The organism is Lentzea sp. NPDC037011 (assembly GCF_055607425.1).
This window is the reverse complement of record NZ_JBVJRT010000004.1, coordinates 294285-310214: the sequence shown is the minus strand read 5'-3', so window position 1 is coordinate 310214 and position 15930 is coordinate 294285. Positions and strand designations below refer to the sequence as shown.

Genomic DNA, 15930 nt, shown 5'->3' with positions numbered 1-15930 from the left:
CCTGCGATCGTCGGTGCCCGTGCATTTCTCCGCCGAGACCACCCGGCAGGGGCCGCTGACCACAGGCCAGATCAACATTCTGAAGTGGATCAAAGATTTCGAGTCGCGAGAGGGCCAGCCGTACCCTGTCGTGACGTGTGCGGTCAGCTTGAGTGAGACGGCGAGCGTGGAAGACGTCACCGACGGTCTTGCGCTCCTGATCGCCCGCCATGAGGTGCTGCGGACGTCCTTCGTCACCGGACCGCCGCCATGTCAGCGCGTCTCCTCCGCCGGCACGGTGATGGTCGACATCTGTTCGCTGGACGACGACCGAGCCGACCAGTCTGACGTCGAGGCCGAGCTCGCCGAGCACTTGGCGAGCACAACTCCGCACCGGCCCGCGGGGGAGCGGCTGGCCGGCCACCAGCTGCGAGTCGCCCTGGCCACCAGCGCTGACGTGGTGCGGGCGGTCCTCGTCGAGTTCTCGCACATGGCGGTGGACAGGGCCGGCGCGCAGATCCTCCAGCGTGAGCTGGCTGAACTCATCAGCGATCCCGCGGCCCGGGTCGTGGGACCGCCTCGCCATCATCCGCTGGACCAGGCGGAACTCGAATGCTCCGAGCGTGAACGCGCGAAACGTCGCAGAACGCTGGAGTACTGGAGCGGCAAGCTCGCCGTGATGCCCTCACCTCTCTACCTGACGCCTTCCGCGCGGCCCGAACTCGCGCAGGCGAACGCTGATGACGACACGGTGGGCGTCTCCATGTCGTCACCGGCCGCCGCACTGGCCGCGCGGAGCGTGAGCGCACGCACGCGAACCAGCCGGTCCAGTGTTCTGCTTGCCGCGGTGTGCGCCGTGCTTTCCGTGCGCACCGGCTATCGCGAGATAGTGTTCCCGGTGATGCCCTCGAACCGTTTTGAGCGCCACCTCTACGACTACGTCGGCACGCTCGCCCAAACAGGAATCGCCGCCATCGACGTCGGCTTCGCGAGCTTCGACCAAGTGGTGAGAAACGCGTGGGGTGGCATGCTGAAGGGGTGCATGCACGGCGTTTACGATGCCTATGAGCTCGCAGAAATCGGCGACGGGATAGCGCACGAACGCGGTGTTTTCTTCTGCTTCGACGCCATCTACAACTGCAGTGTCGTCGAAAGCGGTGTGGCTGTGGAGGAACGTCCACCGTCACCGGAGCACCTGACCGCCTTGCTGAACCGGACCCGGCTGCGTCACCACCCCATGCCATTCCGCCTGGCGACACCCGTCCGGTTCGACGTCTCCAAGTTGGACGACGAGGTGGAGCTGTGTGGCTGGAGTTCCGACCTCGGCCGGGTGCCGGTGGAACACCTGACGTCGTTGCTGCAGGCCGTCGAGCGTCTCCTGGTGGCGGCATGCGGTGGCGACCTCGATCACGAGGGCATCGTCGACGCCCTTCGGCTGGAGCCGGTCCGCCGGGACTCGACCTGGGTCAAGACCGATGTCCAGTGGGTCGACCTGGCTGAGGTCCAGCGACTCCTCGATGACGCGTTCGCACCGGCCGGGGCGCGTATTTTCGCGCAGGTGGCCGATGAACCGCTGGTGGCGTACGTCGAGGCCGCTGACTCCGTCCGGACGCCGGAGCAAGCTCACGCGCGGTGCATGGCCGTGCTACCGGCACACCCGTCAGCGACGACGCCGCGCCGTTACGTCGTCTGCGCGGCGGTTCCGGCCGGCGTCGACAACCCCATCGGCTGGCCGGCGATCAGCGCGGGGTCCGGGAGGAGCGGGCTGCCGGACGCTCAAAGCCAGTCCCACGAGGCGCCGCTGCGCAGTCGATAGCCGCCCCGAAGGTCCGACGCGATGCCGGAGCCGTACCGCTGGGTGATGTCAAAGGCCTCGCCACGGGCTGCCTCCGCGGCCCGTGGATGTCCCAGACCCGTCTCCACGTGGGCCTTGAACTCGAGGAACCTGGCACGGAGCACCGGAGCCGGACCGGTCTCACCGAAGGTCGTCAGCGCTTCGCCGATCAGGGTGGCGGCGCGGTCCCAGTCCCCGACGACAACGCAGAACTCGACGAATGACAGCAGGACCCGTGCACTGTCGAGACCGCCGGCCGTGCCACGCGACAGCGTGAGCGCGGCAGACAGGGCGGCCTGCGCGGACTCGTGGTGCCCACGGCGAGTCATGAGTGAGCCGAGAGCGGCCGACGCGTGCGCCTCGCCCACCGTGTCACCGCATTCCCGCGCCCGTGCCAGCACCCTGACGAACGACTCCTCGGCGTCCCGCCAGTTCCCCGTGCGGAGGTGGAAGGTGCCGAGCCGGTGCTCGACCCGTGCGGCTGTGCGCGGCGCCTGCGTGGTGCTCTTGGCAACCGCCTGGTCGAGGAACAGCCTGGCGTCGTCCCAGAGTCCCCTGTCCATGTGGATCTGCGCCATGTCGCCCAGCACGTCGACCTCACCCACCTGGTCACCGGCAGACCGGTGGTCGGCCAGAGCCCGCCGGTAGCCCAGCAGCGCCCGGTCGAACCGACCGGCCATTCGGTCAGCGAACGCGAGCGCACCGAGAGCCCGTGCTCGGCCGGGCACATCGCCGAGTCCCTCGTAGAGGCGGAGGGAGGACTCCAAAGTGGACGTCGCGTCTTTCACGCCGCCGTTGAGGGTCATCATCCCCAGCGAGTACAGCAACGCGGCCTCACCGCGCTCGTTGCCGGTCCGTCTGACGGCGTCGAGCGCTGTCTCGTGCGTGTACAGCCAGTCCTCGACCCGGTGATCGGACTCGAACAGCGCGACCAGGGCGACAGCCAGCCCCCAGCACACCTCGTCCAGCCCGAGATGAGCTGCTTGCGACACGGCGAGAACCAGTGCCGCGCTCTCCAGCCGGAGCCAGCCGAGCGGATCCACCAGGAGTTGATCGCGCACACCGGCCGGCAGCGTCCACGACCGCGCGGCACAGCGTGGCCCGTCACTGCCGTGGACGCGGCGGTGAGCGTCGACGGCCAGAGAGAGCCAGCAGTGCGACAGCCGGGACAGTGCCGCACGGCGCTCGCTCGGCACCTCGTCCACGGCCAGCCGCTCCAGGGAGAAGATGCGCACCAGGGCGTGCAGCCGGAACCGGTATCGGCCCGTGTCGTCCGCCTTCACCTCGACGAGGCGAGCCGCGGCGAGCTCGTCGAGGAGGTCGGCCGCGGAATCACCGTCGGCATCGAGCAACGGAGCGCACACCCAGGACGCGAAGTCCACCGGGCCGAGGAGCCCGAGCCTGGTGAACAGCTGCCGCGCACCCCGGCTGAGGCCGCTGCAGGAGGAAGCGATCGTCGCCCGGACGCTCATGTCGCCGAGGGTCAGCTCGTCAAGTCGCCGGGTTTCGTCCTTCAGGCGGGAGACCATCTGCCTGATGCTCCAGTGCGGCCACTTCACGAGCTTGGCGGCCACGATCCGGACGGCAAGTGGCAGGCACTCGCACAGCCTGACCAGTTCGAGTGCCATGTCGGACTCGGCGGCCACGCGCTCGGGGCGGACCATCTTGCCGAGCAGTTCGACGCAGGCCGCCTCATCCAGGTTCTCGACGTGAACGTGCACGGCGCCGGGCAGGCTGGTGAGAGGGTAGCGACTCGTGACGATCACACAGCAGTTGGCGTTTCCCGGCATCAGCGTCGTGACGATGGCCGCGCTGTCGGCGTCGTCGAGCAGGAGCAGGACCTTGCGGTCGCCGAGCCAACTGCGGTAGACGGCCTTCCGGTGTTCGAGGTCCTCAGGAAGTGCCGCGGGGTGGAAGCCGAGTGAGCCGAGCAGCTTGGCCAGCACGTCCAGCGGGTCGCTGCGATGGCCGTCGCCGCCGGGGAGCTGAACGAAGATCGCGCCTTCGTCGTACAGGTGGTGGACGGCGTGCGCCACGTGAAGGGCCAGGGTCGTCTTGCCGACGCCTCCGTTGCCGTTGAGGCACACGACAGGCATGTATCGCCTGCCTTCCGCGGAACCCGATCCGGAAAGCCTCGCGACGATGGCGTCGACCACTTCCTCCCGGCCGGTGAAGTCGGCGACAGTCGGCGGGAGCTGCCGGGGGACGATGGCGGGAAAGTTGCCGGTGGTTTTCGGTCCAGAAGCAGTCCGGGGTGTGACCGACAGCGGATCGACCCGTCTCAGGAAGGACTTGTGCAGCCTGTGCAGCCGGTCGGATGGCTCCAGTCCGAGTTCTTCCCTGAGGGTGTCCCTGATTTCTTGGAACGACTCAAGGGCGTCCGCTTGCCGGTCAGACCGGTGCAGGGCGACCATGTGGAGCGCTCTCAGTGACTCGCGCAGCGGGTGAGCCCGGACGAGCTCACTCAACTCGGCCACGAGCTCGTGATGCCTGTCGAGTTCGAACTCCAGCTCGATGCACTCCTCGGTGGTCCTGATCTGTTCTTCTTCAAGCCGGATCGCCATTGTTCTGACCACCGCGCTCTCGACGTCCGCGGCCACCGCCGGGCCGCGCCAGAGCGCGAGCGCGGCACGCAGCTCAGCTGCCGCGTCCCTGATCTTCCCGGCGGCAGCCAGCTCTCGGCCGGAACTGACCATCCGGCGGAACGCGGTGGAGTCGAGCGAACCCGCGGGAAGATGGATCGTGTAGCCCATCAGGCTGGTGGCGATCGCATGGTCGTCACCGAATTTTCGCAGCTCACGCCGCAAAGCGGAGATGCAGGTGTGGATCTGCCCCTTGGCGGTGACGGGTGGATCCTCTCCCCATATCCCCTCGGTGATCCGGTCGAGCGATACGAGGCTTCCTTCCTGCATGAGGAGCATCGCCAACACGGTTCGCTGGCGGCCGTTCGGAAACTGCAAAGAAATTTGGCCGAGGGAGACGTCGAGCGAACCGAGGATCCTGAAATGCATGACACGAAGCCATTTCGACGTGATGGACGCGAGGTGGAGGGTCCGCGTCGTGGCGGACGATCCCGTGGTCGCTCGACAGGCGCGAGGCCCCGTTGGTCGTGGTCCGTCAGCGGGCGGTGGAGCACGGGGACCATCGCCGACGCGGTACCCAGACGGCGTCCACCGGACGTTCGACGGACACCACGCGGTCGGGTTCGAGTGACGACCCGGAGAGGATCATCCTCTGTCGAGGCGCGAACGACGGTCGGTCGACCGCGCCGATGACCTCCGGTGGGCCAAGAATGCGGAACCGCATAGGCTGCTCCTTCTCACCGCAAATTCCGGCCAACACCCGGGTTACGCCGTTCGGCGTGCCGCGTTCACTCTGAATGGTTCACGGGATACCCGGACGCGGTTCGCAGGCCGAACGAAAACGGGAGTGGCCGATAGCGATGCAGTAGGTCGGCGGCATGATCGCGTTCCTCTCATCGGCGCAACATCAGTGAATTATCATCATCCGTCGGTACGCTCACTTTCGTGAATGTCGGACAGCTACGGGCACTCGAACAGTGCGGCGCAGGTGAATGCGCGCTGTCCGCGGGAAAGGGCGGACGGCGGCGGACACACCGGAGGCCCCGAGTTGGCCACTGACTTCGCCCCGCAGCTCCTGCGGCGATTGTGTGATGATCTTCGGCGTCTGCGGACGCAGGCAGGCGGACCGAGTCTGCGGGTCCTGGAGGTGCAGCTCGGCCGGGGCAGGAGCCAGCTCGCGACGGTGCTGAACGGCCAGGTTCGGCGACTTCCAGACTGGGAACTGGTCAAGGGCTTGGTCACCAACTGCCACCGGTACGCCGACGAGAACGGCCGACTGGACCGGCTGTCGGTGGCAACCGGCATCGAAGAGCACTGGCGCCCCCGGTACACCCTGCTGGAGTACGCCTTCGGCGAGAAGTCCGCCGCACCGGCGATTCCCGACGGCGGCGGTGCCGACCACCTGGGTAGGATGCCGGTTCCCCGACAGCTTCCGTTGGCGGTGCGCCACTTCACGGGTCGCGCCCGCGAGCTGACGACGCTGGACGCCCTGGCCGAGACGACTGCCCGCGCGGGCACGGTGGTGATCGTCGCCATCAGTGGCACGGCGGGGGTCGGCAAGACCACGTTGGCCGTGTGCTGGGCGCACCGGGTGGCCGGCCGGTTCCGTGACGGGCAGTTGTACGTGGACCTGCGTGGCTTCGACCCCGGCGGCCGGGCGGTGGACCCGGCCGAGGCGGTCCGCCGTTTCCTCGACGCCCTGGAGGTGCCGCCGAGCCGCATCCCCGCCGATCTGGACGCCCAGACAGCGCTGTACCGCAGTCTGCTCGCCGACAAGCGCATGTTGATCGTGCTGGACAACGCCCGCGACGCCGTCCAGGTACGTCCGCTGCTGCCGGCCGCACCCGGCTGTCTGGTCCTGATCACCAGTCGCAACCGGCTCTCCAGTCTGGTTGCCGCCGAGGGAGCGCACCCGCTCACGCTCGACCTGTTCACCACCTCGGAGGCCCAGGACGCGCTGACCGATCGGCTCGGCCTCGACCGGGTCACCGCCGAGCCCGCAGCGGTCGACGAGATCGTCGGCCGCTGCGCGCGGCTGCCACTGGCACTGGCCGTGGTCGCCGCCCGCGCGGCGATGGACCCGGAGCTGCCGCTGGCGGCCGTGGTCTGGGAACTGGCCGGCGCACCGGGCCGGTCGGACGTCTTCGAGGACGGCGACCCACAGGCCGACGTCCGGGCAGCGTTCTCCTGGTCCTACCAGGCACTGACCCCACCGGCGGCCCGGCTGTTCCGGCTCCTCAGCCTCCACCCCGGCCCGGACGTCACCGTCGCGGCCGCAGCCAGCCTCGCCGCCGTCTCCCTCCCGGAAGCGCGGGCGTCGCTGCTCGAACTGACCTCGGCGAGCCTCATCGCCAAGCGTCATCCCGACCGGCACACCTGGCACGACCTGATGCGTGACTACGCCGCACACCTGGCCCGGTCCACCGAACCCGAACCGGACCGCCGGGCCGCCGTCGGCCGGATCTTCGACCACTACCTGCACACGGCGTGCAACGCCAACCAGGTGCTGGACCCCGCCACGGACCACACCGAACCGGCCCCACCGGCCGGGGGAACCGTGCCGGAGCAGTTCACCGACTACCAGCGCGCACTCGACTGGTTCACCAGCGAACGCGCCGTCCTGCTCAACATCATCGAACACGCCACCACCGGCCGGGAGGCGCAGGTCGGACAACTCGCCCAGGCGATCGCGGTCTTCCTGGACCGCCGGGGGCACTGGCACGACGGGTTGGTGATCTGGCGGACCGCGATCGCGGCCGCGGCCCGATTGGCCGATCGGGTCATGGAGGCGCGCGCCCACTGCCAGCTCGGCCGCGCGTACACGCGGTTGTACCGGTTCGACGACGCCGACAACCAGCTCCACCGCGGCCTGGACCTCGCCGTCCAAGCCGGTGACCGCACCGAACAGGCGCACATCCACAACACCTTGTCCATCATGTGGGAGCGGTGGGGCGACCCGAAGCAGGCTCTCCGACACGACCACCAAGCCCTTGACCTGTACCGCGAAACCGGCCACCGGCTCGGGCAGGCCAGGTGCTACAACGCGATCGGCTGGCACCTCACGCTGCTCCGCGACCACGACCTGGCCCTGGCCTACTGCGAAAGAGCCCTCGTCCTCCTGCGAGAGCACAACGACCGGGCCGGTCAGGGCCTGGCACTGGACAGCCTCGGCCACATCCACCACCACCTCGGCCAGCACGCCCAGGCCGTCGTCTGCTACGAGCAGGCGCTGGAGGTGCACCGGGAGCTGGGCGACCAGTTCGGCGAAGCGGAAGCACTCGAGCACCTCGGCGACGTCCAGCACTACATGGGCGACAGCACCAAGGCCTTCCGGTCGTGGCACAAGGCCCTCGAACTGCTCACCGGCCTCGATCACCCCAGCGCCGACAACGTCAGGACCAAAGTCGCCGCCCATGGCGTCGGATCCACGTCGCGACATTCGACGGCGTGCCCTCCGGCCGCATCCGGTGAGGGGTGAGGCGTGGTCACGTACGCCCGCGGCGACTGACGCACTCACGGGTGTCGGCGTGCGGTAGTCGGACCCACGGCGGTGCGAAGGCGCGGGAAGGCCGTTGTGCAGACGGCCTTCCCGCCCGGTCTCCTGTCTGATCCGGGGACGTTCAGTCCCGCGAGGGTGAGATCAGAGGCCGCCGGTGTCCTCGTCGGACGTCCGGCCGGTCGTCGGGGGGTCGAACCGCAGTTCACCGTCGATGAGGTCGAAGAGCTCCTCGTCGGTGGCGACGTCGAGTTCGAGGCCGGGCGACGTGGCCTCCCACCCGCCGAGACGGACGAGCAGTTCCTGCAGGTGCTTGATGACGTCCGGCACGAGGTCTGGATCAGCGGTCATCGCCGGCTCGAGCCGGTCCAGCACCGCCAGGACGTCCTCGTCCTCGTCGCGCAGCTCGTCGTGCAGGTGGCGGGCGAGCGCCTCGGCGTCCGGATGTTCGAACACGAGCGTCCTGGACAGGGTCAGGCCGGTCGCGGTCGCGAGCCTGGTGCGCAGCTCGACGGACATGAGGGAGTCGAAACCGAGGTCCCGCAACGCCTGGTCGGACGGGATCGACTCCGGGTCGCTCTGGCCCCGGACGGCCGCGGCCTCGCTCTTCACCAGGTCCAGCAGGCGACTGCGGCGCTTGTCCGCGGGCAGGGCCGCCAACTCGTCGCGCAAGGTCACGTCACCCGAGCCGTCCACTTCGGACACGACCACGAACTCGTCGAAGAGGTGGCGCTCGCGGGCCGAGGAGAACAGCGACGCGAACTTGTCGCGGTCGAGGTCCGCCACGGTGAGCGCCGACTCACCGGCGGAGAGGGCCTCGTGCAGGGCCCGCAGAGCCAGTTCCGGTGCCAGCGCGCGCATTCCGGAACGGCTGAGCTTGGTCGCGAGCGTGTCGTCCGCGCCCATGCCGTCGCCGGCCCACATGCCCCACGCGACGGACGTCACGCGGTGGCCGTCGGCGCGCAGGCGATCCGCCAGCGCGTCGAGGCAGGCGTTGGCCGCGGCGTACGCACCCTGGCCGTTGCCGCCCCACACTCCGGCTGCGGAGGAGAACAAGACCGCTTCCTCGACCTGACCGGTGACGAGCAGGTCCTCCACCACCTGGGCGCCGGTGACCTTGGCCGCGAGCACGGTGGCGAGGTCCTGGCCGGACGTCTCGGTCAACGGCCGGGTCACGTTGACCCCGGCCGCGTGCACCACGGTGTGCACCGGCTGGCCCTGAGCCGCGAGTGAGGAGACCAGCTCCCCGACGGCGGTGCTGTCCGTGACGTCGCACGCCGCGGACGTCAGGCGGACGCCCTGCGCGGCGAGGTCCGCGTGCAGTTCTTCCTGCGCCGCACCTCGCCTGCTGGCCAGCACGACGTGCTCGGCACCTTCGGCCGCCAGCCAGCGGGTCAGGTGCGCACCCAGCGCGCCGGTGCCGCCGGTGATGAGGACGGTGCCCTCGGGGCGCCAGCGGCGGGCGGGGTTCCGGCGTGCCGCAGGCGCGGGAACGACCCGTCGCACCAGCACGTCCTCGTCGCGCACCGCGAACTGGTCCTCGCCGGCCGGATCGGCCAGCACGCCGAGCAGGCGGTCGACCGCACGGGCACCGGGGGTGGAGGGCAGGTCGACGAGACCGCCCCACGACCCGGGTTGTTCCAGTGCCGCCACCTGGCCGAGGCCCCACACCTGCGCCTGCACGGGGTTGCGCACCGGGTCGTCGGCGGAGGTGCCCACCGCCTGCTCGGTGAGCAGCCAGACGGGAATGCCCAGGTCGCCGGTCGCGGTGAGGAGCGCCAGCGTCGAGCTGAGCCCGGTGGAGACGCCCGACTCCTGGTGTTCGGCCAGGCCGAGCAGGGAGACGATCCCGTTGACGCGACCGACCGCGGACAGTCGTGCGGCGAGGTCGTGGTGGTCGTCGGCCAGCAGCTGGTGCACCCGCGCGCCGGAGTCGATCAGACCGGAGGTCAGTGCGCGCACCCAGGCCTGGCCGTGCTCGGGGTGGGCCACGACCAGCCAGGTGCCGGCGGGCCGGGCGGCGGAGACGGCCGGGACGGGGTTCCAGGCCACCCGGTAGCGCCAGTCGTTCGTTGCGGGTGCGGCGGCGTTCTGCCGCACCGCCTCCGCCCAGTAGCGCTCGCGCTGGAACGGGTACGTCGGCAGGTCGATCATCGGTGTCCGCGCGACGCCACCCACGCGTGCCCAGTCCACGGCGAGGCCGCGGACGTGAGCGGAGGCGACCGCCGTGACGGCGGTGAGGGCTTCCGGGCGGTCGCGGCGCAGCAACGGCGCGAACAGGCAGTCGTCCGCCGAAGCCAGACCCGCGGAACCGAGCGCGGTGAGCACCGCGTCAGGACCCAGTTCCAGGAACGTGCGAACGCCTTCGGCGGCGAGGGTCGTGACGGCGTCGTGGAAGCGCACCGCGTTCGCGGCGTGCCGCACCCAGTACTCCGCCGAGCGCAGGTCGTCTCCGGTGATCAGCTGACCGGTCACCGTCGACACCACCGCGACGCGTGCGGGGGAGTAGGTCAGCTCCTCCGCCACGCGCCGGAACTCGTCGAGCATCGGCTGCATCAGCGGGGAGTGGAACGCGTGGCTCACGGCCAGGCGCTTGGGCGAACCGAAGTGCCGCGCCACGGCCAGAACCGCGTCCTCGGCGCCGGACAGCACCAGCGACTCAGGGCCGTTGATCGCCGCGATCGCCACGTCGCCGTCGAGCAGTGGAGCGACGTCGGCCTCCGCGGCACGGACCGCGACCATGACGCCACCGGCGGGCAGTGCCTGCATGAGGCGGCCGCGTGCGGTCACCAGCCGACAGGCGTCCGGCAGGGACAGCACTCCGGCGACGTGCGCCGCGGCGATCTCGCCGATCGAGTGGCCGGCGAGGAAGTCGGGGGTCACTCCCCAGTCGGCCAGCAGGCGGTGCAACGCCACCTCGACGGCGAACAGCGCGGGCTGCGCGAACTCCGTGTGGTTCAGCCGGTCCGGGTCCTCCGCGATGATCCGCGGCAGCTCCGGGTCGAGGTGGGAGAAGCACTCCGTCAGGGCCTCGGCGAACACCGGGTACGCCTGCGCCAGCGCGACACCCATGCCGATCCGCTGGCTTCCCTGCCCGGAGAACAGGAACGCGGTGCCGCCGGTCGTCGTGTGACCGCGCACGACGCCTTCCGCCGACCGGCCGGCGCCGAGTGCCGAGAGGGCCGACAGCACCTCGGTGCGATCCTCGCCCAGAACGACGGCGCGTTCCCGCAGCGCCGTCCTGCTGTGGTCCAGTGCCGCGCCGATGAGTGCGGGGGAGACGTCGGCACGACTGCTCGCGAACTCGTGCAGCTGCGTCGCCTGGGCCCGCAGGGCGGCGGCGGTCGCGCCGGACAACGGCCAGGCGGTCACCGCCGGGACGTCCACTTCGGACAACGCGGGTGTGGCGCCTGCTTCCTCGATGATGACGTGGGCATTGGTGCCACTGATGCCGAACGCCGAGACAGCCGCACGACGCGGTGATCCACCGGCGGGCCATGCCGTCGTCTCGTCGAGGAGCCGCAGCGATCCGGCCGACCAGTCGACGTGCGTGGTCGGTTCGGCTGCGTGCAGCGTGCGCGGGAGCGTCCCGTTGCGCAGGGCCAGCACCATCTTGATCATGCCGGCGACGCCGGCCGCCGCCTGGGCGTGGCCGATGTTGGACTTCAGCGAGCCCAGCCACACCGGGTTCTCGGAGGACCGGGCGCTGCCGTAGGTCTCCAGCAGCGCCTGCGCCTCGATGGGATCACCCAGCACCGTGCCGGTGCCGTGGGCCTCGACAACGTCGACGTCGCGCGCGGTGAGCCCGGCGGAGAGCAACGCCTCCTGCACGACCTCGACCTGCGCGCGGCCGTTGGGCGCGGTGAGACCGTTGCTGGCGCCGTCGGAGTTGATGGCGCTGCCACGCAGCACCGCGAGCACCGGGTGCCCGTTGCGCCGGGCGTCGGACAGCCGCTCCAGCAGCACCAGGCCGGCGCCCTCACCCCAGGCGGTGCCGTCGGCGTTCGCGGAGAAGGGCTTGCAGCGGCCGTCCGGCGCGAGCCCGCCCTGCTTCTCGAACTCCACGAACATGCCGGGGGTGGCCATGACCGTCGCGCCACCGGCGAGGGCGAGCGTGCACTCGCCTGCCTGGATCGACCGCGCGGCCGTGTGCACCGCCACCAGCGACGAGGAGCACGCGGTGTCCAGCGTGATGGCGGGCCCGCGCAGCCCGAACGCGTAGGAGATGCGGCCAGAGGCCACGCTCGCGGCCCCGCCCGTCAGCAGGTGACCGGCGAGTTCCTCGGACGGCGCGTGCATGCGGGGCCCGTAGTCCTGCGCCATCATTCCGGCGAAGACACCGGTCCGGCTGCCGCGCAACGACGACGCGTCGAGGCCCGCGCGTTCGAAGACCTCCCAGGCCAGTTCCAGCAGCAGGCGCTGCTGGGGGTCCATCGCGGCCGCTTCACGCGGTGAGATGCCGAACAGGTCGGCGTCGAAGTCGCCGGCGCCGTGCAGGAAGCCGCCGCGTGCGGTGGCGATCCGCACCGGGTGGTCCAGGTCCCAGCCGCGGTTGCCGGGGAGCTCGCTCGTCAGGTCGGCTCCCTCGACGAGCAGCTGCCACAGCTGTTCCGGGGAGTCGGCGCCAGGCAGCCTGCACGCCATCGCGACGATCGCGATCGGGTCGTCGTCCTGGGCGTTGCCGGCGTCGGGAGCCGTGATGGCGGCGGGAGCGGTGTCACCGCCGAGCCGGACGCGCAGCGCCTCGGCCAGCCGGGACGGGCTGGGGTGGTCGTAGACCGCCCCGGAGGGCAGCTTCGCGCCGGTGGCGTCGTTGAGCCGGCCGCGCAGCTCGACGGCCATGCGGGAGTCCAGACCCATCTCCTTGAAGGTGAGGTCCGGGTCGACGGCGGCGGCGTCGGCGTGTCCGAGCACGATCGCGGTGTGCGCCAGGACGAGCCGGAGCAGCTGCCGCCCGTTCGCCGAGGGCGTCTGCGCAACGATCTCCTCCTGCTCGGCGACGACCGCCGCGGGAACTGCCGGTGCCGGACGGGCACCGGTGGCCGGAAGCCAGAACGGCCGCCGCTGGAACGGGTACGTGGGCAGCCGCAGTCGCGCGCAGGTCCTGGGGGAGAGGGCCTGGTGCCAGTCGACGGCGACTCCGCTGGTGTGCAACGAAGCCGCGGAGCTCAGCACGCGCGCCCAGTCACCGTCGTCGCGCCGCAGGGTCTCGACGACGACCGGGTCGGCGCCGGCCGCTTCGGCGGTTTCCGCGACCGCGCCGGTGAGGACCGGGTGCGGGCTGATCTCCACGAAGACGGAGTGGCCTTCGTCGAGCAGGGTCGCGACGGTGGGGGCCAGGAGAACGGCCTGACGCAGGTTGTCGTACCAGTAGCCGGGGTCGAGCGGCCGCGAGACCGGTTCGCCGGTGACGGTGGAGTAGAACGCGATGTCCGGTTCCCGGGCGGTGATGTCGCCCAGGTCGGCCAGCAGTTGCTCGCGCACGGCTTCGACGGCGGCGCAGTGGGAGGCGTAGTCGACGGCGATGCGACGCGCCCGGCCACCCTCGTTCTGGCACAGGGCCACGAACGACTCGACGTCCTCGATGGGGCCGCACACGACGGTGGAGGTCGGGCTGTTGATCGCGGCGACCTCGAGCCGTTCCGTCAGCCGGGAGCGGACCTCCGCCTCGGACAGCGCCACCACGGCCATCGTGCCGGTACCGGCGAGCACCTGGAGAGCGCGGGACCGCAGGGCCACGACCTTGGCCGCGTCCTCGAGGGTGAGCGCACCCGCCACGCAGGCAGCCGCGATCTCACCCTGGGAGTGGCCGACGACCGCGTCGGGACGCACACCGAGGGACTGCCACAGGGCGGCCAGCGACACCATGACCGCGAAGAGAGCGGGCTGGACCACGTCGACGCGGTCGAGCCCTTCACCGTCCTTCAGCACGTCGTGCAGCGACCAGTCGGTGAACGGGGCCAGCGCCCGCGCGCACTCGTCGATCCGGTCGCGGAAGACGGGGGAGGACTCCAGGAGTGCGGCCGCCATGCCGATCCACTGAGAGCCCTGGCCGGGGAAGACGAAGACGGTCTTGCCGGGTGTGCGGGCCTGGCCCTGGACGGTGCGCCCGTCGGGCAGTCCGTCCGCGACCGCGTGCAGCGACCGCAGCAGGTCCTCGCGGGTGGTGGCGACCGTGACGGCGCGGTGCCGGAAGGGCGTCCGGGTGGTGACGGTCGCGTGGGCGAGGTCAACGAGGTCGACGTCCGGCGCGGCGTCGAGGTGGGCGGCGAGCTGGGCGGCCTGGGCGTGCAGAGCCTGCTCGGTGCGGCCCGACAGCAGAACCGGCACGGCGCCGACCTGCTCGGCGGCGGGCTGCTCGGCGCTGACCTGCTCGGCGGAGGGCTGCGGCGAAACGGCCGCAGGCGCTGAGGCGAGCACGACGTGGCAGTTCGTCCCGCCCATGCCGAACGAGCTGACGCCGGCCAGGCGGGTGTCGCTCTCCGGCCAGGGTTCGGTGGAGGTGACCACCCGCAGGCCCAGTTCGGTGAGCGGGATGTCCGGGTTGGGCCGGTCGTGGTTCAGGCTGCGCGGGATCACGCCGTGTTCCAGGCTCAGGGCGGTCTTGATGAGACCGAGGATCCCGCCGGCGCCTTCGAGGTGACCGATGTTGGTCTTGACCGAACCGACGGGCAGGGGCTCGGCTCCCGCGCGGACCGCGCCCAGCGCCGCCGCCTCCAGCGGGTCACCGACCGGAGTGCCGGAACCGTGCAGCTCGACGTACTGGAGGTCGCCGGGCGCCACGCCGGCGTCGGCGCAGGCGGCTCGCACGACCTCGGCTTGAGCCTCGGCACTCGGCACGGTGAGGCCGTCGGTGGACCCGTCGTTGTTGACCGCGCCACCCAGGAGCACGCAGTGCACCGGGTCGCCGTCCGCGAGCGCACGCTCCAGCGGCTTGAGCACGACCACCCCGGCACCCTCCCCGCGGACGAAGCCGTTGGCCCGCTCGTCGAAGGTGAAGCACCGGCCGTCGTCGGACAGCCCGCCGAAGCGCGACGCGGTGACGGCACCGGCGCGCAGCAGGTTCAGGTTCACACCGGCGACGATCGCCAGCTCGGACTCGCCGGAGCGCACGCTGGTCGCGGCCAGGTGCGTCGCGACCAGGGAGGACGACTGGGCGGTGTCGACGGTCATGCTCGGACCGCGCAGGCCCAGGGCGTAGGAGACGCGGTTGGCGATGACGGCCCGCTGGGTCCCGGTCATGGTGGTGCCGGAGATGGTGTCCTCGTCCGCGTGGCTCAGGATCGCGTAGTCGTCGCGCAGCGCGCCGACGAACACACCGACGTTCCTGCCGCTCAGCGTCGCGGGCACGATGCCCGCGTCCTCCAGCGCCGTCCAGGACAGTTCGAGGACGAGGCGCTGCTGGGGGTCCATCGCGGCGGCCTCGCGCGGAGAGATCCCGAAGAACTCGGCGTCGAAACCCGCGACGTCGTCCACGAAACCGCCGAACCGCGCGCCCTGCGGTGCGGTCGTGGCGTCCCAGCGGTCGGACGGCACGGCGGAGATGGCGCTCTCACCGGAATGGAGCAGTCGCCAGAAATCCTGGAGATCACGAGCGCCGGGTGCTCGGCACGCCATTCCCACAACGGCGATGGCGTCGCGCGGGTGGAGCTGACCGGCGTTCATCAATTGACCCCCGTGGATCGATCGGCAGCGGTGTGAATCGATGAAAGACCACCGCGGGCCGCCAATGCGAATGACTGTTCCGGTTTTCGGAACTCCTCGTCGACGGGTCGCTGAGCAGGGATTCCACTGTGTCGGGCGTCTCATCGCAGGCGTACCGGAAAACGGAACGCGCCCTCGGGTGGAGTCCGCTCGGCCTCTAACTTCGGTGAGGCACACCCTGCAGTCGCTGCGAAACGCGCCGCCGCTCGAGTCGAGTGAACGCGCCCCGGCTCGCAGATTCGCAGTGACGTCGGGACCGCGGACCTCGTCCTCTCGGACCCGTTCGGGTTTCACGAAGCGCAGTTCGAGCAGAAGAAGGGTGATATCCGATTACC

The 15930-nt window shown here is 70.6% G+C and carries 4 protein-coding genes; 2 read left to right on the top strand and 2 right to left on the bottom strand.

Translation table 11 applies throughout. The features are described from left to right. Positions 1-19 precede the first annotated feature (19 nt). Positions 20-1795, top strand: coding sequence for a condensation domain-containing protein (locus ACZ7CH_RS13515; protein WP_470373983.1), 1776 nt, complete (start codon positions 20-22; stop codon positions 1793-1795). Here the strand turns inward: ACZ7CH_RS13515 and ACZ7CH_RS13510 are convergent. Next, a complete protein-coding gene (locus ACZ7CH_RS13510) occupies positions 1756-4824 on the bottom strand; it encodes an AfsR/SARP family transcriptional regulator (protein WP_470373982.1) in 3069 nt (1022 codons plus the stop codon). The two genes, ACZ7CH_RS13515 and ACZ7CH_RS13510, sit on opposite strands and share 40 nt — an antisense overlap. Before the next feature lie 718 nt (positions 4825-5542). On the opposite strand from ACZ7CH_RS13510, the gene ACZ7CH_RS13505 reads away from it, so the two are divergent. Then, positions 5543-7873, top strand: a complete 2331-nt coding sequence (locus tag ACZ7CH_RS13505; protein ID WP_470373981.1) for an ATP-binding protein — start codon at positions 5543-5545, stop codon at positions 7871-7873. 162 nt (positions 7874-8035) lie between these two features. Here the strand turns inward: ACZ7CH_RS13505 and ACZ7CH_RS13500 are convergent, their stop codons facing one another. Then, the gene (locus ACZ7CH_RS13500; RefSeq protein WP_470373980.1) at positions 8036-15556 is read right to left on the bottom strand and encodes a type I polyketide synthase; all 7521 of its coding nucleotides are present in this window, start codon (positions 15554-15556) and stop codon (positions 8036-8038) included. Positions 15557-15930 lie beyond the last annotated feature (374 nt).

Bases quoted from the DNA above. Each gene is read 5' to 3' on its own strand.
- ACZ7CH_RS13500 (WP_470373980.1), bottom strand. From the start codon at position 15,556: ATGAACGCCGGTCAGCTCCACCCGCGCGACGCCATCGCCGTTGTGGGA.
- ACZ7CH_RS13510 (WP_470373982.1), bottom strand. From the start codon at position 4,824: ATGCATTTCAGGATCCTCGGTTCGCTCGACGTCTCCCTCGGCCAAATT.